At 70.3% G+C, this 24,258-nt stretch carries 22 protein-coding genes; 13 read left to right on the forward strand and 9 right to left on the reverse strand.

Annotation, left to right across the window (positions count from 1 at the left end):
* Positions 1–4: 4 nt before the first annotated feature.
* From ATL42_RS07810 to ATL42_RS07820, 3 genes are read right to left on the reverse strand one after another with little or no spacing between them, the layout of a single operon-like run.
* Positions 5–925, reverse strand: a complete 921-nt coding sequence (locus ATL42_RS07810; protein ID WP_098454865.1) for a type II secretion system F family protein — start codon at positions 923–925, stop codon at positions 5–7.
* Entirely contained in the window at positions 922–1,782 is an 861-nt protein-coding gene (locus ATL42_RS07815) for a type II secretion system F family protein (RefSeq protein WP_098454866.1), read from the reverse strand. Before ATL42_RS07815 ends, ATL42_RS07810 begins: the two co-directional genes overlap by 4 nt.
* A gap of 10 nt (positions 1,783–1,792) precedes the next feature.
* Positions 1,793–3,019, reverse strand: a complete 1,227-nt coding sequence (locus ATL42_RS07820) for a TadA family conjugal transfer-associated ATPase (RefSeq protein WP_098454867.1) — start codon at positions 3,017–3,019, stop codon at positions 1,793–1,795.
* A gap of 353 nt (positions 3,020–3,372) precedes the next feature.
* Here ATL42_RS07820 and ATL42_RS07825 point away from each other — a divergent pair, with 353 nt between their 5' ends.
* Positions 3,373–4,662, forward strand: a complete 1,290-nt coding sequence (locus tag ATL42_RS07825) for a glycoside hydrolase family 16 protein (protein ID WP_245862292.1) — start codon at positions 3,373–3,375, stop codon at positions 4,660–4,662.
* A 131-nt stretch (positions 4,663–4,793) separates the two neighbouring features.
* On the forward strand, positions 4,794–6,404 hold the full coding sequence (locus ATL42_RS07830) for a molybdopterin-dependent oxidoreductase (protein ID WP_098454868.1): 1,611 nt from the start codon (positions 4,794–4,796) through the stop codon (positions 6,402–6,404).
* 36 nt (positions 6,405–6,440) lie between these two features.
* Here ATL42_RS07830 and ATL42_RS07835 read toward each other — a convergent pair whose 3' ends face one another.
* The 3 genes from ATL42_RS07835 to ATL42_RS07845 form a co-directional block, all read right to left on the reverse strand.
* Positions 6,441–7,166, reverse strand: coding sequence for a hypothetical protein (locus ATL42_RS07835; protein WP_098454869.1), 726 nt, complete (start codon positions 7,164–7,166; stop codon positions 6,441–6,443).
* 37 nt (positions 7,167–7,203) lie between these two features.
* Positions 7,204–8,478 carry a multidrug effflux MFS transporter gene (locus ATL42_RS07840; protein ID WP_425443192.1) on the reverse strand — a complete coding sequence of 425 codons (1,275 nt, stop codon included), beginning with the start codon at positions 8,476–8,478 and terminating at the stop codon, positions 7,204–7,206.
* Between the two features lie 63 nt (positions 8,479–8,541).
* Positions 8,542–9,114 carry a hypothetical protein gene (locus ATL42_RS07845; RefSeq protein ID WP_098454870.1) on the reverse strand — a complete coding sequence of 191 codons (573 nt, stop codon included), beginning with the start codon at positions 9,112–9,114 and terminating at the stop codon, positions 8,542–8,544.
* A gap of 161 nt (positions 9,115–9,275) precedes the next feature.
* Here ATL42_RS07845 and ATL42_RS07850 point away from each other — a divergent pair, with 161 nt between their 5' ends.
* Entirely contained in the window at positions 9,276–10,019 is a 744-nt protein-coding gene (locus tag ATL42_RS07850; protein WP_098454871.1) for an SOS response-associated peptidase, read from the forward strand.
* 27 nt (positions 10,020–10,046) lie between these two features.
* Here the strand turns inward: ATL42_RS07850 and ATL42_RS07855 are convergent, their stop codons facing one another.
* Both ATL42_RS07855 and ATL42_RS07860 read right to left on the reverse strand, forming a co-directional pair.
* Positions 10,047–11,162 (reverse strand): adenylate/guanylate cyclase domain-containing protein, encoded by a 1,116-nt coding sequence (locus ATL42_RS07855; protein ID WP_245862294.1) that lies wholly within the window; start codon positions 11,160–11,162, stop codon positions 10,047–10,049.
* A gap of 4 nt (positions 11,163–11,166) precedes the next feature.
* Positions 11,167–12,018 carry a biotin--[acetyl-CoA-carboxylase] ligase gene (locus tag ATL42_RS07860; protein ID WP_098454872.1) on the reverse strand — a complete coding sequence of 284 codons (852 nt, stop codon included), beginning with the start codon at positions 12,016–12,018 and terminating at the stop codon, positions 11,167–11,169.
* 100 nt (positions 12,019–12,118) lie between these two features.
* Here ATL42_RS07860 and ATL42_RS07865 point away from each other — a divergent pair, with 100 nt between their 5' ends.
* From ATL42_RS07865 to ATL42_RS07875, 3 genes are read left to right on the forward strand one after another with little or no spacing between them, the layout of a single operon-like run.
* Positions 12,119–13,753: an acyl-CoA carboxylase subunit beta gene (locus ATL42_RS07865; RefSeq protein WP_425443193.1), complete on the forward strand. Its 1,635-nt coding sequence runs from the start codon at positions 12,119–12,121 to the stop codon at positions 13,751–13,753.
* Positions 13,750–14,322 carry a hypothetical protein gene (locus ATL42_RS07870; RefSeq protein ID WP_098454874.1) on the forward strand — a complete coding sequence of 191 codons (573 nt, stop codon included), beginning with the start codon at positions 13,750–13,752 and terminating at the stop codon, positions 14,320–14,322. Before ATL42_RS07865 ends, ATL42_RS07870 begins: the two co-directional genes overlap by 4 nt.
* On the forward strand, positions 14,319–14,564 hold the full coding sequence (locus tag ATL42_RS07875; protein ID WP_098454875.1) for an acyl-CoA carboxylase epsilon subunit: 246 nt from the start codon (positions 14,319–14,321) through the stop codon (positions 14,562–14,564). The genes ATL42_RS07870 and ATL42_RS07875 overlap by 4 nt, the downstream gene beginning before the upstream one ends.
* A 63-nt stretch (positions 14,565–14,627) precedes the next feature.
* On the opposite strand, the gene ATL42_RS07880 is transcribed toward ATL42_RS07875, so the two are convergent.
* Entirely contained in the window at positions 14,628–15,323 is a 696-nt protein-coding gene (locus tag ATL42_RS07880) for a vitamin K epoxide reductase family protein (RefSeq protein WP_098454876.1), read from the reverse strand.
* A gap of 111 nt (positions 15,324–15,434) precedes the next feature.
* Here ATL42_RS07880 and ATL42_RS07885 point away from each other — a divergent pair, with 111 nt between their 5' ends.
* The 7 genes from ATL42_RS07885 to efeB all read left to right on the forward strand — a co-directional run bounded on the left by ATL42_RS07885 (position 15,435) and on the right by efeB (position 24,244).
* Positions 15,435–17,150 (forward strand): DUF885 domain-containing protein, encoded by a 1,716-nt coding sequence (locus ATL42_RS07885; protein ID WP_098456429.1) that lies wholly within the window; start codon positions 15,435–15,437, stop codon positions 17,148–17,150.
* Positions 17,151–17,474: 324 nt separating this feature from the next.
* Positions 17,475–18,155 (forward strand): Maf family protein, encoded by a 681-nt coding sequence (locus tag ATL42_RS07890; RefSeq protein ID WP_098454877.1) that lies wholly within the window; start codon positions 17,475–17,477, stop codon positions 18,153–18,155.
* 185 nt (positions 18,156–18,340) lie between these two features.
* Positions 18,341–20,125, forward strand: a complete 1,785-nt coding sequence (locus ATL42_RS07895) for an ATP-binding protein (protein ID WP_098454878.1) — start codon at positions 18,341–18,343, stop codon at positions 20,123–20,125.
* A gap of 56 nt (positions 20,126–20,181) precedes the next feature.
* Positions 20,182–20,685, forward strand: a complete 504-nt coding sequence (locus ATL42_RS07900; protein ID WP_098454879.1) for an NUDIX hydrolase — start codon at positions 20,182–20,184, stop codon at positions 20,683–20,685.
* A gap of 114 nt (positions 20,686–20,799) precedes the next feature.
* Positions 20,800–21,693: an iron uptake transporter permease EfeU gene (gene efeU / locus ATL42_RS07905; protein ID WP_098456430.1), complete on the forward strand. Its 894-nt coding sequence runs from the start codon at positions 20,800–20,802 to the stop codon at positions 21,691–21,693.
* Entirely contained in the window at positions 21,690–22,910 is a 1,221-nt protein-coding gene (gene efeO, locus ATL42_RS07910; RefSeq protein WP_098454880.1) for an iron uptake system protein EfeO, read from the forward strand. Before efeU ends, efeO begins: the two co-directional genes overlap by 4 nt.
* Complete coding sequence (efeB, locus tag ATL42_RS07915; protein ID WP_098454881.1) at positions 22,907–24,244, forward strand: iron uptake transporter deferrochelatase/peroxidase subunit; 1,338 nt, start codon at positions 22,907–22,909, stop codon at positions 24,242–24,244. Before efeO ends, efeB begins: the two co-directional genes overlap by 4 nt.
* Positions 24,245–24,258 lie beyond the last annotated feature (14 nt).

Below are 24,258 nucleotides of genomic sequence, written 5' to 3' on the forward strand. Positions count from 1 at the left end.
GGCCTCAGAGGCCGATCTGGAGGGTGACGAGACTGGGGAAGACGGCGAAGACGACCGTGATGGGGAGGATGAGGAAGACGACGGGGACGAGCATGAGGACTTCCTTCTTGCCGCCGAGCTCCATGAGCGCGCGGCGCCCGGAGTCTCGGACGTCTTGAGCCTGTGCGCGGAGCACGTCGGCGAGCGGCGTGCCGCGTTCGACGGCGACGCTCACACCTTCGGCGAAGCGGGTGAGGCTCGCGATGCCGGTGCGGTCTGCCAGGTTCTCCAGCGCGCGGGTGAGCGGGATCCCGGAGCGGACGTCGGCGAGCGTGCGTCGCAGCTCGCCGGTGAGCTCGCCCTGGGCGGATCGAGCGACGCGTTCGAGCGCGCCGACAGGTCCCTCGCCGGCGCCGACGGAGAGTGCGAGGAGCTCGGCGATCGTCGGGAACTCGAGGAGCATGCGCTCTTCCCGGAGGCGGACCTGCTTGCCCAGCCGGTAGTCGCACGCGATGACGGCTGTCGTCGCCATGACGAGGACGAGGACGGCCAGCAGGAGCAGCGACGAGCCTCGGGTCGTGGCGAGGAGGACGGCGCACGCCAGCCCTGCAGCGAGCCCGGCCGCGCCCCAGGCGACCTGGGAGATGCGGAACTGCTCGGGCGACTCGGCCCGACCGGCGCGCACGAGCCTGCGCTGCAGCTCGGCTGTCGGCGAACCGATCCGCTCGACGAGGCGGGAGGCGTCCGACAGCCACGGGGCGACGATGCTCTCGAGCGCCCCGAAGGGGGACGACACGGGTGTGGCGCCGAGGAGCCCGGAGGTCGCGTCCGGTACGGCGAGGTAGGGCGCGAGGCGCTCGTCGAGGGTGATGGGCCGGGCCCGCAGCGCCCGCACGACGATGAGGGCGCCCAGCCCGAAGAGGGCGCCGACCACGATGCCGATCATCGGAGCACCCGCGCGTCCTGCGGGAGGCGTCCGATGCGGAGCATGAGCTGGTAGGCCACGAGCGAGCAGGCGGCACCGAGCCCGAGCACGAGCGCACCCATCGGGGTGTTGTAGGCCGCGGCAGCCTCAGGTCGGGTCGCGAGGAGCGCGAGGACCACCCATGGTCCGGCAGCCGCGATGCGGGCTCCGGCCACGGTCCAGCTCTGACGTGCCTCGAGCTCCCCACGGGTCCGGAGGTCCTCGCGCAAGAAGGTCGACAAGGTGCGCAGGAGCCGGCCGAGATCGGTGCCGCCGACGTCGCGCGTGATCCGCAGCGCTTCGACGACCCGGTCGGCGACGGGGTCCGCGAGGCGTGCCTTGAGTGCGACGAGCGACTCCTCGAACCGGCCAGACGAGCGGTAGTCCTGGGCAAAAGCACGGAAGGGTTCACGCAGCTCGACCGGGCCGCGCTCACCGATCTGGGCGACGGCCTCGGGCAGGGACAAGCCTGCTCGGACCCCGGAGGTGAGGTGGTCGACGACCTCGGGCCACACCTCTCGCAGCTGCGCACGGTGGTGGGCCGCCCTGGAGCGGACGAGCGCCCATGGTCCGGCGCTGGCGATGAGCGCGAACGCGCCCGCGATGGGCAGGGAGCTCGTGAGCACGAACCCGAGCAGGAGGACGACCGTGCCGAGGAGGATGCTCGCGCCGATGAAGCCCACGGGGGTGACTGAGCCGGCTCCGGCGTGGACGAGCGCGTCCTGGAGTCCGAGGGTCCAGCGTGCGCGCGCCGGCCGTGGCCCCGGCGCCGGTGACCAGCAGGACAACCAGATGCTCAGGAGCCCGGCGGCGAGGAGCAACCCGCAGATCACGCCCACAGGGTGCCCCTCACGCTGTCGGCCGGAGCATCGCGGCAAGATCGATGCCTGCCCGCTCGAAACGGTCCGGGTGGGGCGGGAACCCGTCGCCGCGGCGCAGCTCGCGGCCGTTCCACCCGTAGAGCTCGGCGGTCTCGACGACGCCGGCCTCGACCCGGCCGGTGACCCCGACGATCTCGCGCACGCGGCGCGCGCCGGAGGCTTCCATCCCCAGGTGCACGACGATGTCGATCGCCGAGGCGACCGTGGGCGTGACGAACTGGCTCGAGACGTTCTCCCCGGCGAGCAGCGGCAGGGTGCAGATCTTCGAGACGGCGTCTCGCGCGGAGTTCGCGTGGATGGATGCCATGCCGGGGACGCCGGAGTTCAGCGCGATGAGCAGGTCGAGGCTCTCGGCCTCGCGCACCTCGCCGACGACGATCCTGTCGGGACGCATGCGCAGCGCTTCTTTGACGAGCCTGCGCAGCGGGATCTCACCGGTGCCTTCGAGGCTCGGCTGGCGGCACTGCAGAGCGACGACGTCGCGGTTGGCGAGGTTGAGCTCGAAGACCTCTTCGGCGGTGATGATGCGCTGCTGGGCCGGGATCGATCCGGCGAGCGCGTTGAGCATCGTCGTCTTGCCCGCCTGGGTGGCCCCGGAGACGAGGACGTTGAGCCCGGCCCGGACGCACGCGTCGAGGAGCCCGGCGGCATGGGTGGTGAGGGACCCGGAGAGCACGAGGTCGCCGAGGTTCGACGCACGCATGACGAACTTGCGGATGTTCACCGCCATGTGACGTCGTGTGACGTCGGGGATGACGACGTGCAGGCGTTCACCGCCGGGCAGCGACGCGTCGACGAACGGGCTCGACAGGTCGAGCCGTCGCCCCGAAGACTTGAGCATCCGCTCGACGAGGTGGTGCACCTGCTCTTCGGTGAGGATCGTCGACGTCAGCTCGGAGCGACCGTTGCGTGCGACGAAGACCTGCGACGGGTTGTTGATCCAGATCTCTTCGATCGAGGTGTCGTCGAGGTACTTCTGCAGCGGTCCGAGCCCTGCGACGGCGTCCATGACGCTGCGCGCGGCGCCCCGTGCATCGACGATCGTGGGCACGGCCCCGCTCATCGACCGGGCGTCGTAGTCGGCCATGACCTCAGCGACGAGGTCACGGATGCCGTTCGCGTCACGCGACGGGTCGAGCCCCCGACGCCGGACCAGCTCCCGGACCTCGGACTCGAGGATCGCTACGCCGTCCATCCACGCCCCCTTGGCACTCCTGCGGACGTGGACCCTCCACGCACCTGACCGACCGTCCCCGAGGGGCACCTGGCCGAGCCGTACCGACCATAGGGGACGCACGCCCCACGCCGCTCGGGCCTGTGGACAACCCCGAGCAGACGGCCTGGCCAGCAGAGGAACGCGAGACGCGGCTGCCCCGCGGGCCACCCGCAGACAGTAGGAGACGACGCCCCGCTTGACGATGGGGAGAGGTCCCCCGTCGTGCCCGGCCCTGGCTCCACGTCACGGAGCACCCCAGCCCCCGGCCTTTCGCTCTTGAAGTGAACAAACTCCTCGACTACTGTCAGCGACTTCCGTCAAAGGAGACCCATATGACACGCATGTCCAGATCCGTCACGATCCGTCCTGGCCGCCCGCTCGCCGCTCTGCTCAGCGCTCTCGTCCTCGTCGCGGCCGGCACCACGGCGACGTCCGCAGCGCCGAGCGTCGATCTCGCAGCACCGCTCCCGACCGCGACGGGCGACGTCGTCTGGTCCCAGGAGTTCGACGGCGCTACCGGCACCGCGCCGGACACCTCGGTGTGGAACTACGACACCGGTGCGAACGGCTGGGGCAACGCCGAGCTGCAGAACTACACCACGTCACGCTCCAACTCGGCGCTCGACGGCAACGGAAACCTCGTCATCACCGCACGCCAGGAGACCGACGGCAGCTACACCTCCGCGCGCCTGCAGAGCAGCAGCAAGGTCGAGCTCTCCTACGGCCGCGTCGAGGCCCGGATCCAGATCCCCCGCGGCCAGGGCATCTGGCCCGCGTTCTGGATGCTGGGTGCCGACTTCTCTGACGCCGGCTGGCCGGGCTCTGGCGAGATCGACATCATGGAGAACGTCGGCAAGGAGCCGAGCCTCGTCCACGGCACCGTGCACGGACCGGGCTACTCCGGCGGCTCCGGCATCACCGGCACCGCGGCACACCCGCAAGGGTGGTCCTACGCCGACGACTTCCACACGTTCGCGGTCGACTGGAAGCCCGGAGAGATCACCTGGTACGTCGACGACGTCGAATACCACAAGGTCACGACGGCTGACGTCGGGACCAACGAGTGGGTGTTCGACAAGCCCTTCTTCCTCATCCTCAACGTCGCCGTCGGTGGCAGCTGGCCCGGCAACCCCGACGCGACCACGAGCTTCCCGCAAGAGATGAAGGTCGACTGGATCCGCGTGCTCGACAACGGCGCGACCGACGAGCCCGACCCTGGCACGGGCGAAGCCACCGGCACCGGCCCCCTGCGCGCCGGCGACTCCACCCTCTGCCTCGACGTGCCGTGGTACCAGGTCCAGGACGGGACGCCGATGCAGCTCGCCACCTGCAACGGTGGGACCGCGCAGGACTGGACCCGCTCTGAGGACGGGACCGTCCGTGCGCTCGGTCGCTGCCTCGACGTCGCGGCGAGCGGCACCGCGAACGGCACTGTGGTCCAGCTGTGGACCTGCAACGGCACCGGAGCCCAGAAGTGGAGCTACGACCCGTCGGCCGGGACCCTGACGAACCCCCAGTCCGGCAAGTGCCTGGACGCGGTCGGCGGGCTCCCTCTGCGTGACGGACAGCGCGTCCAGATCTGGGACTGCAACGGCGCCGCCAACCAGCACTGGACCGCCTGACAGCAGCAGCGGCAGGACGCTGTGCGGACGGTCAGACGTCTGACCGTCCGCACAGCGTCCGACCGCCCACGCCCAGGCACCCGCTCCCGCTCCCGCAGGAAATACCCAGGCACGCCAGGGATACTCTGTAGATGACGTCTATCGGCGAGAACGTGCCCGCTCCCGTCCCGCCCGGCCCACACGTCCGGTCCCCCAGGCGCCCCGACCCAGTCTTTGCAGCCCTCGCCGGCGTCCTCTCCGGCGCAGTGACGCTCGGTGTCGCATCTCTCGTGTCGGTGCTCTTCGAAGCGTCGTCGAACCCGGTCGTGGCGGTCGGCAGCGCTTTCGTCGACGCAACCCCGACGTGGCTCAAAGACTTTGCGATCTCGACGTTCGGCACCAACGACAAGACGGCCCTCTTCGTGAGCATGGCCGTCGTCGTCATCGTCCTCACTGCCGGGATCGGTCTCGTCGCCGTCCGGAACCTGCGCGTCGCGCTCGCGCTCGTCGTCGCCCTCGGTGCCGTCGCGCTCGCCGCAGTGCTCACACGCGAGGGCGTCGCGGCACCCGACGCGATCCCGACACTCGTCGGCACGGTCTCCGGCATGGTCGCGCTCCGGTCTCTCGCCGACCTCGTGCCGACGCGTGTTCCGCCACCCGACGCGCCGGAGCCACGACCGCGCGCACCCCGTGAGGGAGACCGACGCGCTTTCTTGCGCGGAGCCATCCTCACGACGTCCGTCGCTGTCATCGCCGCTGTCGCTGGTCAGGCGCTCAGCGCCTCGCGTCGCGTCGCCGACACGGCACGCGAGATCCTGAGCCTCCCGGTCCCGGTCCGCTCCGCGCCGGCCCTTCCCGCCGGTGTCGAGTCGACGACCGCAGGGGTCGCGCCGTTCGCGACGCCCAACGACGACTTCTACCGGATCGACACGGCCCTCGTCATCCCGCAGATCGACCCGGCGACCTGGACGCTGCGCGTCTACGGCCTCGTGGAGAACGTCGTCGAGATCACGTTCGACGAGCTCCTCGAGGAAGATCTTGTCGAGGCATGGGTGACCCTCACGTGTGTCTCCAACGGTGTGGGCGGCGACCTCATCGGCAACGCGAAGTGGCTCGGGCTCCCCGTGCGTGAGCTGCTGGCCCGCGCCAAGCCGCTCGCGGGTGCCGACATGGTCCTCTCGCGCAGCGTCGACGGCTTCACGGCGTCGACTCCGCTCGAGGTGCTCACAGACGACCGCGACGCGCTCCTCGCTGTCGCGATGAACGACGAGCCGCTGCCGCTGCGGCACGGCTTCCCGGCCCGCCTCGTGGTCCCCGGCGTCTACGGCTACGTCTCGGCGACCAAGTGGATCACCGAGCTCAAGGTCACCACCTTCGCAGACGACTTCGGCTACTGGACCCCGCGCGGATGGTCCGAGCTCGGCCCCATCAAGACGGCCTCACGCATCGATGTCCCTCGCGCCAACGCGTCGGTGCAGGCCGGACCGGTCGCGGTCGGCGGCGTCGCCTGGGCGCAGCACACCGGGGTGGTCGCGGTCGAGGTCCAGGTCGACGAGGGCGACTGGGAAGAAGCGACCCTCGCCGACGAGGCGTCGACCGACACGTGGCGCCAGTGGAGCTACACGTGGGACGCGACGAGCGGGAGCCACACCCTGCGGGTGCGCGCGACCGATGCCACCGGGGAGGTCCAGACCTCGGACGAGGCACCCCCCGCGCCCGACGGCGCGACCGGCTGGCACGAGGTCTCGGTCGACGTCAGCTGAGCCGCACCGGCAGCACCGACCTGTCCGACAGCGCAGCTATCCCTCGTCGCCGAGCAGCGTCGCTGCCAGCTCCCGCGCTTGTGCCTCGGCCTCCGCTGATGTGACGTCGTCCTCGCCGTAGAAGGTCAGAAAGAGCATCTGGCCGCGGGAGAACCCGTCACCGCAGTACGCCTCGGGCAGTGCGACGAGCCGCAGCAGGTCGGTGCCGCTGACCATCGCGATCATGTTCTCTGGCGACTCGTGGCACCCGAGATCGGCCGTCGCCGCCTTGAGGGCCGCTGCGTCGTTGAATCGCACGTATACGGTCCACGACGGCTCTGTGATCGACACCGCGTCGTCGGTGAGATCCTCGGCTGCCTCGTCCCGCAGGTCGACGTCGTACACCTGGGACGCGTCGAGGACCTCAGGCCCGAGAACCGCCTGGTAGACGCCGTCCGTGACGAGCACGTCGTCCTTCCCGATCGACATCGAGAGGTCGCTGATCCGCGTGAGCGAGTACGCCTGGACAGCGTAGAAGCCCACGCCGTCGGCCAGCACGCTCTCGACCACGAGCGGCGGAGCCACGGTCGGCTCGTCGGTCGAGCCCTGGGACCCGAGGTCGTCGAGCGCCTCGTCGCTCGGCTCGTCGGCAGACGCACCGACCACGACACCGGACGCCACCGGTGCGTCACGCCCCAGGTACGTCAGGAGCGCGAACGTCAGGGCACCCATGACGATCATCGTCCCGACGCCCCAGAGCACCAGGACTCCCTTGCTCTGCACGGTCGAGCTCCTCACGGTCGGCAGGTGGTGGTCCAGGCTACTGTCGCCCAGCCTCGAGCGCGTGCCACCCACCTGTGCGGAACGCGGGCGTCGCGGTCGCCAGCACGGTGACCCCGAGCGCGATGCTCGCGATCATGACGCTGACGAGGGCCACCGGCCCACCGCCGAACACACCGACGAGCGGGCTGACGATCCCGGCGATACCGGCCTGCATCGCCCCGATGAGCGCGGCCGCCGTCCCCGCCATGTGTCCGTAGCTGCCGAGCGCCAGGACCGAGGCGTTCGCGGGGATGAAGCCTTGCATCGACAGGACGAGCCAGAGTGCCACGACGAAGCCGATCAGCCCGCCTCCGCCCGTCAGCACCACGACGAGGAGCCCCACCGACAGCACCAGCTGGGTCAGCAGCGCCGCACGCAGGATCCTCACGGGCGAGACCCTGCGCACCAGGGCCGCATTGACCTGGGCGGAGAGCACGAGCGCCACGCCGTTGAGAGCGAAGATGCCGGCGAACTGCGCCGCGCTCAGCCCGTAGTCCCCCTGCAGGACGAACGGCGAACCGACGACATAGCTCATGATGACCGCCATGCCGAGGCCGGGCAGGACCGCGAGCGCCATGAAGTGGCGGTCACGCAGGAGCGCCCCGTAGCCGACGACCACTCCTCGTGGTCCGGCTGCCCGTCGACGGTGGGTGGGGAGGGTCTCGGGCATCCATCGCCAGACGATGACGACGAGGACGAGCCCGATGAGGGCGAGGGCGTAGAAGACCGCGCGCCAGTGCCAGGTCTCGGCGATCGCGCCACCGACCGTGGGTGCGAGGAGCGGTGCGAGCCCGATGACGAGCATGAGGCGAGAGAGGAGGCGTGCGGCTTCTGAGCCGACGAAGAGGTCCCGGATGACGGCGATCGCCACGACGCCGGCAGCAGCGTTGAAGAACCCTTGAGCGACGCGGAGCCCGATGAGGGTCTCGATCCCGGGGGCTATCGAGCACAGCAGAGAGGTGAGCACGTGGAGGCTGATGCCGATGAGGAGCGGGAGCCTGCGGCCGAATCGGTCGGAGAACGGGCCGATGACGAGCTGCCCGACGGCGCCGCCGATGAGCATGCCGGACATCGTGAACTGCGCCGCCGCCTGGGTGGTGGCCAGGTCGAGCTCGACGCTCGGGAGCGACGGCAGGTACATGTCGGTGCTGATCGCGGGCAGTGCTGCGAGCGCGCCGAGCATGAGGACGTACTTGAACCCCGCGGAGCGCAGGGGTGTGGCCGCTGGGGTGTCGTCGGTGGGGTCGTTCGGGCCGGTCGAGGGCGTCGTCACGTGTCGATCATATCGATTCGATCCGGAGGTCGCCGGTGCGGGCGGGGTGTGGGGACGACGGGGTCAGTCCTTGACGATGATCTCGAACGACCCGGGGGCGGTCTGGGTGGCGATCCAGTCGTCGAGAAGGCTCGTGACCTGTCGGAGGTCGCTCGAGCGAGGCACGGGGACGTCGTCGATGCGAGTGTGCGTCCATGCGTCGGGGGTCGGCGCGTCCTCGTCGTGGAACACGATGATGATGTTCTTGCCGGTCGTGTCGCTGGCGTGCTGGGCGAGGTCGGCGGCCTCGTCGGCCGCGCTCTCGGACCTGGTGCTGCTCGTCAGCTCTGCTGAGGCCGCCAGGACGTCGGCGGTGACGGACGGCGGCAGCGCCGCGTCGGTCCGGACGAGGACGGCAGGACCGCTGACCAGCTTGTAGGCGACCTGCCCGGCAGGCAGGAGCGGGGTCTGCTCTTCGGAGACGACCTCGCCTGCCTCGGTCGGCAGCGCGAGGGTCTCGGTGATCGATACCGCGGTGTGCGACTCAGCAGATCCTCGTGTCAGGCTGCCGAGCGCGCCGCAGGACGTGAGCGGTGCGGCGACGAGGATCGCCAGCGCGCCGACGATGGCTACGGTGAGCGCGTGTCGTCCTCGCATGGTGGGCCTCCCGCACCGGTCCTGAGCTCTGGATGTGATCTGTCTTACTTATCGGCAGGTCTGAAGGAAACATGATGCCTGGACGGGATGCATGACGCATCTGGTCGTCACTGTGTGCCTGACCGGCAGCACGTACGCCGTCCATGAGGCACGCTGGGGGCATGTGCGGACGCTACGCTTCCTTCCGCCAGGCACAGGACCTGGCTGATGCTTTCGCGGTCCGCGGCGGGATCCAGGACGTTCTCGCGGTCTTCGACGACGAGGTGGCCGCGGTCCCTGCCTCGTGGAACGTCGCACCGACCGACCCGGTGCGGATCGTCGTCGAGCGCGCTGCGCCGGAGGGTGCTCCCGTCCGGTCGCTCAAGGTCGCCCGCTGGGGTCTCGTCCCGTCGTGGTCCACCGACGCCCGTGGGGGCGCACGGATGATCAACGCCCGGTCCGAGTCGCTCTTGGAGAAGCCTGCGTTCCGTCGCGCGGCTGCGAGCCGTCGCTGCATCGTCCCTGCGGACGGCTACTTCGAGTGGCGCCGCCCTGACCCGGCGGCCCCGAGGCTCAAGCGCCCGTGCTACGTCCACCCGACGGACGGTGGCGTGCTCGCGCTCGCCGGCCTCTACGAGTTCTGGCGCGACCGCTCGCGCGCCGACGACGACCCAGCGCGGTGGCTCGTCACGACCACGATCATCACGGCACCGGCCTCGGGCGCGCTCGCGGAGCTGCACGACCGCCGCCCTGTGGCGCTCGACCGAGGTGTGCGGGACGGGTGGCTCGACCCGGCGGTCGGGGCCGAGGAGGCTGTCGCGCTGCTCGACACCCCGGCGCCGGACCAGTCCTTCTACGAGGTGGCGACGACCGTCAACCGTGTCGGGACGCAGGGACCGGGGCTCCTCGACCCGCTCCCGTCCTGAGGGTGCGGGCCCATCGCTCGATGACCGTCAGACGGTGGGTGTGTAGGCCTCTTGCAGACGGACGGGGGCGATGACACCCAGCCCCGGGACCTCGCGGCCCGGCTGCGCGGTGAGCGCATACTGCGCGTCGCCTGCCAAGAGCGTCGCGGTGGCATGATCCATGAGCACCGTGCCGGGCTCGGCCTCGTCGGTCAGCCGTGCGGCCAGGTTGACCGACGGTCCGAAGACGTCGCCGAAGCGGGACAGGACCCGGCCCCACACGAGGCTCACCCGCACCTGGGGCACGTCGCCCGTGCTGTCGTTCTCCTCGCCTGCGGTCGCGAGGCCGAGCGCTGCACGCGCGCCGGTCTGGACGTCGTCGGCGATGAAGAGCACCGCGTCGCCGATCGTCTTGACGACGCGCCCACCTGCGGACGTGATGATGTCGCGTGCTCCTGCTTCGAAGTTCGAGACGAACTCGGCCAGCTCGGACGAGCGCATGCTCGCGGTCCGGGTGGTGAACGAGACGATGTCGGCGAAGCCCACCGCACGCGGCAGGGGCAGCTCGCCCTGACCGCTCTCGTCTTCTCCGCGCACACCGGAGAACTCCACGCTCCACCGTCCGGCGAGCGCAGCGAACTGTCGGCGCCAGGCGTGCACGAGCTGCGCCTCGAGGACCGGCGCGAGGCTAGGCAGCCGGTCGAGGACGAGCAGGCGTGCCCGCGTGTCGTCGAGACCGTGCCGGAGGATCATCTGCTCCACGAGGGCCTCGGCCTGCCAGAGCGCCAGGCGTTCAGCGGTGTGGCCCACCGAGCGGACCAGCGTGGTGAGCGCCCGGGAAGAGAGCTGCTCGTCGTCGGCGAAGCGCGCGATGTCACGCAGCGCCTGGGCGTCGTCGTCCGTGAACATGGTCTCTTCGGAGATCACGGGGAGGCCGAGGGCCTGCCAGTACGACCGGAGGTAGGCGTGGCTGAGGTTCGTCTGCTCGGCGAGCATGTCGAGAGTGAGCCGTCGCGGCCCCCCGAGGAGCGCTTCGTCGAGTGCCTTCCCCGGATCGGGGTCGGCGGTGGTCTCGCTCGGGTCAGCGAGGTCCACGGTGGCGTGGTCTGCCGGGTCTGCTGGCTGCGGGGCGTCTGCTGGTGAAGAAGGGGAAACCGTAGGCACCGGGTCAGCCTACGCGAAGGTGATGCACGTCACCGCTGCGTACAGTCTGGGTGCGCCCCTGCGCGTCACGCACGAGCAGTGCACCGTCGGGCGCGTGGCCGATCGCCTCGCCGTAGAGAACCGACCCGTCGAGCAGGCTGACGCTGACGTCGCTGCCGACGGTCGCCGAGACGGCGGCGATCTCCTCGCCGAGACCAGACGACTCGACGTCTCCGTCGGCGGCGGCCCAGCGTCCGAGCACGGAGGCGTAGGCCTCTCCGAGCGCGGTGAGGATGACGAGGCGGTCGGTGGTCGCCGCGCCGGCGAGCGCCAACGATGTCGCACTCTCCACAGGAAGCTCCTCGGCGGTCTGGGAGACGTTCACGCCGATACCGACGATCGCGCCGCCGTCCGGGAGGAGCTCGGTGAGGATCCCGGCGACCTTGCGTGCGGTCCCCCATCCCTCGAGCGGCGGTCCTGCCTCGTCGAGGAGGACGTCGTTGGGCCACTTGGCGACAGCCTGCAGCCCGACGGTCGACCGCAGGGCGGTCACGGCTGCGAGGCCTGCCAGGAGCGGGAGCCAGCTCATCGACTCGCGCGGAAGCTGAGGGCGCACGAGCAGAGAACAGGTCAGTGCGGCTCGTGCAGGAGTCTCCCAGGCACGACCGGCGCGGCCTCGTCCCGCGACCTGGTGCTCGGCGACGAGCAGCGCGGGTGCGGGCCAGGCGCCCGGGTCGGCGGCGACCGCCGCAGCCAGATCGGTGTTCGTCGACTCCGAGCGCTCGACGATCTCGAGCCGAGCGAGCGGACCGGTCGGCCCGACGAGGAGCTCTCGGAGGAATCCCGCGTCGAGCGGCGGGCGGTCAGCACTGTCCATGTACTCATCATGCCGCAGCCGATACGTCGGTGGACGACTGCGCAGACGCGTTGTAGAGACCCACCAAACCGTCCCGGACGAACGCTGCAGATCGGCGCACATGAAACGCGAGCGACCAGCAACTAGGCTCGGCTCCGTGACTGACGCAACCACGCACGCCCACACCGGCACCGCCGCCAAGCTCGCGGACCTCGCTGAGCGCTACACGAACGCGGTGGAGACCCCCGAGGTCGCCGCCGCCGAGAAGCAGCACGCACGATCCAAGAAGACGGCCCGGGAACGCATCGACGGGCTCCTCGACCCGGGCAGCTTCGTCGAGATGGACGCGTTCGCCAAGCACCGCTCCGTGAACTTCGGGCTCGAGAAGAAGCGGATCGCCGGGGACGGCGTCGTGGTCGGGCACGGGACGATCGACGGACGGCAGGTCTGCATCTACTCCCAGGACTTCACGGTGTTCGGCGGGAGCCTCGGCGAGGTGCACGGGCAGAAGATCACGAAGGTCATGGACCTCGCCCTGCGCACCGGCGTGCCGCTCATCGGCATCTCCGACGGCGGCGGGGCACGCATCCAGGAAGGTGTCGCGGCGCTCACGCAGTTCGCTGAGATCTTCCGTCGCAACGTCGCCGCGTCCGGCGTCATCCCCCAGATCTCCCTCATCCTCGGCCCGAGCGCGGGCGGCGCGGTGTACTCCCCCGCACTGACCGACTTCATCGTCATGGCCGACGGCACGTCGAACATGTTCATCACCGGACCCGACGTCATCCGGGCGGTGACCGGCGAGGACGTCGGCTTCGAGGAGCTCGGCGGCGCCCGGACCCACAACGAGCGCTCTGGCGTGGCGCACTACATGGCTGCCGACGAGGACGACGCGCTCGACTACGTGCGCCACCTGCTCGAGTACCTGCCGCAGAACAACCTCAGCGACGCGCCGACGTTCGCCCCCGAGACCACGGAGCTCGAGGTGACGGACACGGACCTCGCGCTCGACACGCTGGTCCCCGACTCGGACTCCCAGCCGTACGACATGCGCACGGTCATCGAGGCGATCGTCGACGAGGGTGTCTTCCTCGAGATCCAGCCGCTGTACGCGCGCAACATCCTCATCGGCTTCGCGCACGTCGAAGGTCAGTCCGTCGGTATCGTCGCGAACCAGCCGCTCTCCATGGCTGGGACGCTCGACATCAACGCCGCCGAGAAGGCCGCCCGGTTCGTGCGCACGTGCGACGCGTTCAACATCCCCGTCATCACGCTCGTCGACGTGCCGGGCTTCTTGCCCGGCACAGACCAGGAGTGGAACGGGATCATCCGCCGCGGGGCGAAGCTCATCTACGCCTACGCGGAGGCGACCGTCCCGCTCGTCACGCTCATCACGCGCAAGGCCTACGGCGGCGCATACATCGTCATGGGTTCCAAGCAGCTCGGCGCAGACGTCAACCTCGCATGGCCCACGGCACAGATCGCCGTCATGGGCGCGGGCGGGGCCGTGAACATCCTCCAGCGTGGAGCGCTCAAGGCAGCCGCTGACGCAGGTCTCGACGCCGACGCGGAGCGCAAGCGGCTCACAGACGAGTACGAAGACGCCATCGTCAACCCGTGGGACGCAGCCGAGCGAGGGTACGTCGACGCGGTCGTCGCACCGCACGACACCCGCATCCAGATCGTCCGGGCCCTGCGAGCCCTGCGCACCAAACGGGCGACACTCCCTCCCAAGAAGCACGGAAACATCCCCCTATGAACAACGACGACATGACCAGCGGCGACCACGGGCACGACGACCACGGGCACGCAGACGCGGCGCACAGCCCCGAGCCGCTGCCGGACGTCGACGCGGCGGCCCTCCACGCGACGGTCGACGACATCGCGGCGGCCCTCCACGAGTACGTCGTCACCGCGACAGGCGTCCGCGCCGAGTTCGGCGCCCACGAGGCCGACGAGGACCCGCGGATCCTCTCCGTCGAGTCCCGTGTCTCGACGCTCAACGCGACGTTCTACGACCTGGTCCACGGGCGCCTGGGGATCCACTCGGACCTCACAGGCATGACGTGGGACGACGAGGCCCACGACGACGCCGGCGACGACGAGGCCCACGACGACGAGCTGGAGACCTTCCACCTCGGGTTCGTCGTCGGTCCCCCGGTCGGTACGACGGACCTCTCGATGGACTCGGTGCTCGGGATCGTCGACGCCAGCGGTGAAGAGATCGCCCAGCGGCTCATCGACAGCGGCTTCGAGGTCTCCGAGTGGGGCACGTCGCGCGGCATCCCCGTGCTCTTCGACGAGCACGACGACGGCGGTGACGAGTGACCGCGCCTGGCTCCCCGACCGGTGCCACGGTCCGGGCGTCGGCGGCTGACGTCCGCGTGATCCGGGGCACCCCGGACGACGTGGAGCTGGCAGCGCTCGTCGCAGGTCTCGTCGCTGCGGCGAGCAGCCCGGCCCTCCCCGAGGACCCTCCTCGCTCGGCGTGGAGCGACCGGTCGCGCACGCTGCCCGGCGCTCAGGGCTCGAGGGACGCTGACGGGTGGCGCTGGAGCCTGCGCTCCTGACGTACCGCTCTGCACGCAGCACAGCCCGACGCAGGCGGGTGCGCCCGTTCGGACGGACGAGTCTCAGCCCAGGAGGCGCTCGCCGTACTTCATGACGACGAGGCCCAGCAAGATGCCTACCCAGACGATGCCGGCGTAGAGGTCGTAGTCGTTGCGCACCCAGCCCGTCACACGGGCCTGTGCCCGTGCGGGCAGGTAGAGGTTGTCCTCACGCACGTTGAAGTGCAGCAGGGTGAGGAACACGAGCGACGTCGAGACCGTGATGACCAAGCACCACGGGCACACCGCGCCGATGACCCACATCGACTGGCTGAAGAGCCAGACGGCGAAGGCGAGTCCCAGGAGGTAGACGACCTGCGCCGTGAACATGAACCAGCGAGGGAAACGAACGCCCGCGAGCGCCGCGACGGCGATCGTCAGGACCACAGGTTCAGTGATCAGGCCGAGGAACGCGTTGGGGAAGCCGAAGAGGCTCGCCTGCCAGGAGAGCCCCACCGCCCCGCAGTTGAGGACTGCGTTGATGTTGCAGCTCAGTGCAGCGGCCGGGTTTGCCGCCAGGGTGACGGCGTCATAAGAGAGCACGAAGGCGGCGACGAGGCTCAAGGTCGCTGAGGCGGCCATCGTCCCGAAGATCCAGAGGTCCGAGTGCCGGAACCCTCGAAGCTCGAGCAGCGCGCGCTCGACCTCGAGCTCCTCCTCGAGCAGGGTGAGCTCTTCGGCCTCGTTGGGGTCGAGAGTGGTCAGGTCGTCGTCGGGCATCGGTCCTCGATCCGTCAGGCGGGTGCGGGCTACACCCGATGTTCTCGCACCCGTCGGAGAACCTACCAGGGACGATCGTCCCCGAACGGCACCGACCGGTACGGTCGGAGCATGACCTCTGAGCCCACGCACGTGCGTGCCCCCTCTGCCATCGACGCGGTCGCCGACGAGTTCGTCCGGGAGACTGCGCGCCTCGATCCGTTCGCTGCGACATCGCTGGGAATACCCGGCTACGACCACCTGGTGCCCGACCTCTCCCCGGTGGGGATCGCGGCCCGGACCGCCCTCGTGCGCCGGACGCTCGACCAGCTCGCGGGCCTCGATCCGATCGACGCGGTCGACGAGGTCACTCTCGCCGCGATGAAAGAGCGCCTGGGCCTCGATCTCGAGCTCGAGGCCGCAGGCGAGCACCACCGGATGCTCAACGTCATCGCGTCACCGCTGCAAGAGATGCGCGACGTGTTCGACGTCGCCCCCCAGGACACGCTGGAGCACTGGGAGAACATCGCGGCACGGCTCAACGCCCTCCCGCAGGCGATGGCCGGGTATGTGGAGTCGCTGCGGCACGCCGCGGCGCGCGGCCACGTCGCTGCCGTCCGGCAGGTCGAGGAGTGCATCAAGCAGTCGGACGAGCTCGCTGACCCGACGAGCTCGTTCTTCACGTCCTTCGTGCGCGAGGGCGCCGTCGACCTCGTCCTCGACGACTCGTCGACCTGCACGGTGGTCCGCAAGGAGCTCGAGCACGGTGCCGTCGCAGCGCGCGACGCGTATGCGGTGCTCTCTGCGTTCCTGCGCGACGAGCTGGCGCCGCAGGCCTCGCCCGTCGACGCGGTCGGGCGCGAACGGTATGCGCTCGCGTCTCGGCACTTCCTCGGAGCGACCGTGGACCTCGACGAAACCTACACGTGGGGGCTCGCCGAGCTCGCGCGTGTCGTCGCGGAGCAAGAAGCGGTCGCTGCGCAGATCGCGGGGCCTGGTGCCAGCGTCGACGACGCTGTCGCGATCCTCGACGCCGACCCGACGCGAACGCTGCACGGGACGGAGGCGCTGCGCGCGTGGATGCAGGAGACATCCGACGAGGCCGTCCGCGCCTTGAACGGCGTTCACTTCGACATCCCGGCACCCGTCCTCGAGCTCGAGTGCCGGATCGCTCCCACTCAGACCGGCGGGATCTACTACACGCCGCCGAGCGACGACTTCTCCCGCCCCGGCCGCATGTGGTGGTCGGTGCCACCAGAGGTCACCGAGTTCAACACGTGGCGCGAGAAGACCACGGTCTTCCACGAGGGAGTCCCCGGCCACCATCTCCAGTGCGGGCAGGCCGTCTACGAGCGCGCGACCCTCAACGACTGGCGCCGCCTCGCGTGCTGGGTCTCCGGCCACGGCGAAGGCTGGGCGTTGTACGCCGAGAGGCTCATGGCCGATCTCGGCTTCCTCGAGGACCCGGGCGACCGCCTCGGCATGCTCGACGCACAGCGCATGCGCGCCGCCCGTGTGGTTCTCGACATCGGTGTCCACCTCGGCAAGGACGCACCCGAGGAGTGGGGCGGCGGGGTGTGGGACGCCGACAAGGCGTGGGAGTTCTTGCGCGCCAACGTCAACATGCCTGAGGCGTTCGTGCGGTTCGAGCTCAACCGGTACCTCGGCTGGCCCGGTCAGGCGCCGTCGTACAAGGTGGGCCAACGCCTCTGGGAGCAAGCACGGGACAGCGCTCGCGCGTCTGCGCTCGCCAGCGGCGACGACTTCGACGTCCGAGCGTTCCACGCCCGCGCGCTGAGCCTCGGTTCCGTGGGCCTCGACGTGCTGCACACCGCGCTCTCCAGGTAGCAGCACGTCGCAGGACCGGGGCCGCACCCGGGACAAGACGCCGGGGGCCCGCTGCGCGCTGAGGGACGCGCGGCGAGCCCCCAGCGCGATCGTGGGGGTCAGGTTCACCCTGCCTCGGTGGACTCCTCGACCTCGTCGACGGCCGTGCCGTCGGCACGGTCCGTGACGCACCGGGCCTGAAGAGTGGACTTGTCTCATTCTCTAGCCGTCGTCCGCCGACGCAACGGGACAAAGGTCCGGACCGTCAGAGATCGCCCGTCGGCGCTCAGCCGCGGTCGGCCGGTGGTCAGCACCAGAGCGCCTCGCTCACTAGGCTGGTGGCCCGTGACCACGCTCCTGCTCGCCTCAGCGTCCCCCGCCCGCCTCAGCACGCTCACCGCCGCCGGCGTCACCCCGACCGTGCACGTCTCCGGCGTCGACGAAGACGCCGTCCTGGCAGCCGCCCGAGAACGCTTCGGCACCCTCGAGCCTGCGGACGCCGTCCTCCTGCTCGCCCAGGCCAAGGCCGAAGACGTCACCCGGACGATCGAGTCCTCGGCCGAGACCGGCAGCGACTTTCCTGACGTCGTCCTCGGCTGCGACTCGATGCTCGAGCTCGACGGCGAGATCTACGGCAAGCCCGGGAGCGTAGAGGTCGCTGTGCAGCGCTGGCGTCTCATGCGTGGTCGCTCCGGGGTCCTGCACACAGGGCACTGGGTGGTCGACCTCCGGGACGCGGACGCCGGAGGCACCGGAGGAACTCTCGGCGCGACGAGCGCGACGACCGTCCACTTCGCGGACCTCAGCGACGCTGAGATCGACGCGTACGTCGCGACCGGAGAACCGCTCGCCGTCGCGGGAGGCTTCACCGTCGACGGACTGGGTGGAGCGTTCGTCACCGGTATCGAGGGTGACTACCACTCGGTCGTCGGAGTGAGCCTGCCGCTGCTGCGGGAGCTTCTCGGTCAGGTCGGCATCGCATGGACGGACCTGTGGGCCACCAGCGGCACCGAGACACGTGCCTGAGTGCGCTCGTCGATGTGAGAACCGCCAACGCGAACCCCCGCACGGGGGCTCGCACCGTCTGCACAGGCGACCACTTTAGAGGAACCCTCCATATCCGAGCACGACCACTTGGCCCTCCCCCCAAACCTTGCGTGGAGGAAGCGTGCCACCGTGTGCTCGACGCTCTCAGCGCGTTACGGTGAGCCGTGCCACTCATCTCCAAGGTCCTCATCGCCAATCGCGGAGAGATCGCCGTCCGTATCGCTCGCGCGTGCGCTGACGCCTCGATCGCTTCCGTCGCCGTCTACGCCGACTCCGACCGTGAGGCGCTCCATGTGCGCCTGGCGGACGAAGCCTTCGCTCTCGGCGGCACCCGTGCCGCCGAGACCTATCTCGACATGGGCAAGCTGCTCGACGTCGCGCGACGGGCCGGCGCCGACGCCGTCCATCCCGGCTACGGGTTCCTCGCCGAGAACGCCGAGTTCGCCCGCGCCGTCATCGCCGCCGGGCTCGTGTGGATCGGCCCGCCGCCGTCCGCGATCGATGCGCTCGGCGACAAGGTCAGCGCCCGGCACATCGCACAGCGCGCCGGCGCGCCGCTGGTCCCCGGTACACCCGACCCCGTCGCCGACGTCAGCGAGGTCCACGCTTTCGCCGCCGAGCACGGGCTGCCCGTGGCCATCAAGGCGGCCTTCGGCGGAGGCGGACGCGGCCTCAAGGTCGCGCGCACCGTCGACGAGATCGACGAGGCGTTCGACTCCGCCGTCCGCGAGGCCGTCGCAGCGTTCGGCCGCGGCGAGTGCTTCGTCGAGCGATACCTCGACAACCCCCGCCACGTCGAGACCCAGTGCCTCGCCGACGAGCACGGGACCGTCGTCGTCGTCTCCACCCGGGACTGCTCGCTCCAGCGCCGCCACCAGAAGCTGGTCGAGGAAGCGCCCGCGCCCTTCCTCACCGACGCACAGCGCGACGCTCTCTACTCGTCGTCCGAGGCGATCCTGCGCGAGGCCGGGTACGTCGGCGCCGGGACGTGCGAGTTCCTCATCGGTCTCGACGGCACCCTGTCGTTCCTCGAGGTCAACACGCGGCTCCAGGTCGAGCACCCCGTCTCGGAGGAGGTCACGGGCATCGACCTCGTCCGCGAGCAGCTGCGGATCGCTGCCGGCGAGCCGCTCGGCTACTCCTCCGTCGAGGTCCGTGGGCACTCGATCGAGTTCCGCATCAACGGCGAGGACCCGGCCGCCGGGTTCCTGCCTGCACCGGGACGGATCACGGGGCTGCGGTTCCCGTCCGGCCCCGGAGTCCGTGTCGACACGGGCGTCGTCGAGGGCGACACCGTCTCGGGCGCGTTCGACTCGCTCCTCGCCAAGGTCATCATCACCGGCGCCACCCGCGCCCAGGCCGTCCAGCGCGCACGCCGCGCGCTGCGCGAGCTCGAGATCACAGGGGTTCCCACGGTCGTCCCGTTCCACCGCGCGGTGCTCGACGCCGAAGCGTTCGTGCCTGCGGGCGACGAGCCGTTCACGGTCCACACCCGATGGATCGAGACCGACTTCGCCGAGGTCTGTGCGGGGCTCGGCGCAGCACCGTCACCGTCGAGCGCTGAGGACGAGCCAGAGTCCGGAGCGACCGAGCGCGTCGTGGTCGAGGTGGGCGGCAAGCGGCTCGAGGTCGTCATCCCCGCCGGGATGAACATCGGCGGGCTCCGCGCACGGGGTGGCGCGTCTCGCCGCCCCGCACGCCGGAGCGCGACGGTGTCGGCGGGATCGAGCAACGGCACCACGCTCGCGTCCCCGATGCAGGGCACCATCGTCAAGGTCGCGGTCACCGACGGCGCTCTCGTGGCGGCCGGTGACCTCGTCGTCATCCTCGAGGCCATGAAGATGGAGCAGCCGCTGCTCGCTCACCGTGCGGGCACGATCTCCGGCCTGAGCGCCGCAGTCGGCGCCGGAGTGAGCTCCGGGACGGCGATCTGCCAGATCCTCGACTGACGCCGCACCCGCGCAGGGTCCTGCGCGGTCTGCCGTCCGCGTGAGAGGCTCGTCGTGTGACGACCAGAGGAGTTCCTGCGAGCGCACGGCACGCAGGCGACGGCTGGGTCGACTGCGCGTGCGAACGCGGCCGGCACTGGGGTCGGCTCGGCGCGGCCGGCCTCCTGCTCACCCGACGAGGCGACGACGGCGCCGTCTCGCACGTCGTCCTCCAGCACCGCGCGCTCTGGAGCGACGAGGGCGGCACCTGGGGCATCCCCGGCGGCGCCATCGCGCCGGGCGAGACCCCGCTCGACGGAGCGCTGCGAGAGGCGTACGAGGAGGCGGGCATCCCGCCCGGGGCGGTCCGCGTCGTCGGCGAGCACGTCCTCGACCATGGCACGTGGCGGTACACGACGATCCTCGCCGAGCTCCTCCCAGGAACGCGGGTCGAGGTCCGCCCGACCGATCCGGAGAGCCTCGAGATCGTCTGGGTCCCTGTCGACGAGATCGACGACCGCCCCCTCCTGCCTGCGTTCAAGGCTGTCTGGCGCGACCTCCTGGACCGTCTCGACGCCTGAGACGTCTGCCACATTGCCCGGCCAGGTACCTGCTCGCGCCCTCTAGCCTGTACATTTCTCACGGCGGTCATAAGGCTAGCCAAACCTATGTTCGAGCGACGAAAGGTCGGCGCCGTGCTTGCGAACTTCCTCATCGGCCTCCGCGAGGGCCTCGAAGCCGCTCTCGTCGTCGGCATCCTTGTGGCGTACCTCGTCAAGACCCAGCGCCGTGACCTGCTCCCCCAGCTCTGGGCCGGCGTCGCAACTGCGGTGATCGTGTCGCTCGCCTTCGGCGCAGCGCTGACCTTCGGTCCCCGAGGGCTGACCTTCGAGGCGCAAGAAGCGATCGGCGGCACGCTCTCGATCGTCGCCGTCGGTCTCATCACGTGGATGATCTTCTGGATGGCACGCACCGCCCGCCATCTCAAGTCGAACCTCCACGCACGGCTCGACGACGCCGTCGTCGCAGGCCGGTGGGCCGTCCTGCTCATGGCGCTCCTCGCCGTCGGACGTGAAGGCCTCGAGACGGCGCTCTTCCTCTGGGCAGGCGCCCAGGCCACCGGAGCGACCACGCAGCCGTTGCTCGGCGCCGTGCTCGGCCTCGCCCTCGCTGTCGTGCTCGGCTGGGCCATGTACAAGGGCGCGGTCCGCCTCGACCTGCGGGTCTTCTTCGCCTGGACCGGCGCCTTCCTCATCATCGTCGCTGGTGGAGTGCTCGCGTACGGCATCCACGACCTCCAGGAGGCCTCGATCCTTCCCGGGCTCGGTGCCCTGGCCTTCGACGTGTCTGCGCAGATCCCCCCGACCAGCTGGTACGCGACCCTCCTCAAGGGCGTCGTCAACTTCACTCCGGTGACCACGTGGCTCCAGGCGATCGCCTGGGTCCTCTATGTCGTCCCCGTGCTCTTCTTCTTCATCCGTTCCGTGCGCTCTGCCCGTCCACGCACCGTGTCCTCAGCCGGCGCTGCGCCTGCTGCACCCTCGTCTACGGTCCCGGCCGTCGACGTCACCACCGGAGGTACCCCATGAGCCGCACCCTCGGACCTGTCCGTCCTGCACGCCACACCGTCGCGGCCCTCGGGGCCCTCGTCCTCCTCGCTCCCCTCGCGGCGTGCACGAGCAACGAGAGCGCTCCGAGCACGGAGACCGACAACGCCCGCCTGACGGTCGACTCGTCGGCCGACGCCTGCTCGCTCTCCGCCAGCGAGGCGCCCTCGGGCAACGTCGTCTTCTCCGTGACGAACACCGGGGACGACGTCACCGAGTTCTACCTCCTCGCCGAGGACGGCCTGCGCATCGTCTCCGAGATCGAGAACATCGGCCCTGGCCTCACGCGCGACCTGGTGCTCGTCGCCAAGCCGGGCAGCTACATCACCGCGTGCAAGCCCGGCATGGTGGGCGACGGCATCCGCTCCGAGTTCACCGTCACCGACTCCGGCACCGACGTGGCACCGACAGGCGAGCTCGCCGACCAGATCGAGGCCGCGACGACGAACTACGTCGCGTACGTCAAGGACCAGAGCGAGCAGCTGCTCACCGGGACCGAGGCGTTCGTCGCGGCATACCAGAGCGGCGACGACGAGACCGCCCGCGAGCTCTACGCCTCGACGCGCGTCCACTGGGAGCGCATCGAGCCTGTCGCCGAGTCGTTCGGTGACCTCGACCCTCGGATGGACCTGCGCCAGGCAGACCTCGAAGAGGGCCAGGAGTGGACCGGGTGGCACCTGCTCGAGAAGGACCTCTGGCAGCCCACGCCCGAGGCCGACGGCGGGGCCGTGTACGTGCCGCTCACGGACGCGGAGCGCACGCAGTACGCAGACCAGCTCCTTGCAGACACCCAGGAGCTCGACGACCGGGTGCACACGACCGAGTTCGCCGAGCTCATCGACGCTGCGACCATCGGCAACGGAGCGAAGAGCCTCCTCGACGAGGTCGCGACCGGCAAGGTCACCGGCGAGGAAGAGATCTGGTCGCACACGGACCTCTGGGACTTCCAGGCGAACGTCGACGGCGCCAAGGTCGCCTATGACGGCCTCCGCGACGTCGTCCTCGCCCAGGACGCCGACCTCGCCGGCGAGCTCGACGCCCAGTTCGAGACCATCCAGGGCCTGCTCGACGCCCAGCGCGACGGTGACGGCTTCCGGCTCTACACCGACCTCAGCACCACGGAGGTCCGCGAGCTGGCCGACGCCGTGAACGCTCTGGGCGAGCCGCTCTCCCGCCTCACGGCCGCGGTCGTCCTGTGACCGCTCCCCCCGAGCCCGCTCGGGCACCACAAGTCACGCGGCGGGGGCTGCTCGGCCTCGCCGGCGCCGGGATCGCCGCCATCGGCGCCGGTGCAGCAGGCGGCTTCGCCACGGCGCGCGCGACGGAGAACCCGACCGCCGCGGCGGCGAGCGACGTCTACGAGTTCACCGGGGCCCACCAGGCGGGCATCACGACGCCTGCTCAGGACCGCGTCCACTTCGCCGCGTTCGACATCGTCACCGACTCGCGCGAGGAGCTCGTCGAGCTCTTGCGCGACTGGACCGACGCAGCCCGCCGCATGACGCGCGGCGAGCCCGCCGGCGAGCTCGGCACGACGTCCGGCCCGTACGACGCTCCCCCGGACGACACCGGCGAGGCAGAAGACCTCAGCGCGTCCGGGCTGACCCTCACCTTCGGGTTCGGGCCGTCCCTCTTCACCGACGCGGGAGGCGAGGACCGCTTCGGCATCGCGCACCGCAAGCCCGACCTCCTCGTCGACCTGCCCCACTTCCCCGCGGACGCGCTCGAAGACGCCCGGTGCGGGGGCGACATCGCCGTTCAGGCGTGTGCCGACGACCCCCAGGTGGCTGTCCACGCGATCCGCAACCTTGCCCGGATCGGTTTCGGCAAGGCCTCTGTGCGATGGAGCCAGCTCGGCTACGGCCGCACCTCGTCGACCTCCACCCAGCAGGTGACGCCGCGCAACCTCTTCGGGTTCAAGGACGGCACGTCGAACATCAAGTCCGAAGAGACCCAGGCGGTCGAGGACCAGGTCTGGGTCCAGCCCGAGGACGCGACGAGCACCGACGAGCACGACTCCGCCTGGCTGACCGGCGGCTCCTACCTCGTCGCGCGACGCATCCGCATGACGATCGAGACCTGGGACAGGTCCTCGCTGCGCGAGCAGGAGACGATCGTCGGCCGGACCAAGCACACCGGTGCGCCGCTCTCTGGCGGGGACGAGTTCACCGAGCCCGACTTCGCTCTCACAGGTCGCGGCGACGAACCGCTCATCGACCCGGCCTCGCACGTCGCGCTCGCGCACCCGGACGCCAACGGCGGTGCACGCATGCTCCGCCGCGGCTACAACTACACCGACGGCTCGGACGGCCTCGGCAGGCTCGACGCCGGGCTCTTCTTCATCGCCTACGTCCGCAACCCCGCCACTCAGTACATCCCCGTGCAGAACACCCTCGCGCGCGACGACCTCATGAGCGAGTACCTGCGGCACACGGGCTCAGGACTCTGGGCGGTCCCCGCGGGAGTCCCCACGGGCTCGACCACCGGTGGGACGGACGGCGTGTTCGTCGGACAGGCGCTCTTCGAGGAGTAGCAGGGTAGCGTCAC

The sequence above is a fragment of the Sanguibacter antarcticus genome (assembly GCF_002564005.1).
GTDB classification, from domain to species: Bacteria; Actinomycetota; Actinomycetes; order Actinomycetales; family Cellulomonadaceae; genus Sanguibacter; species Sanguibacter antarcticus.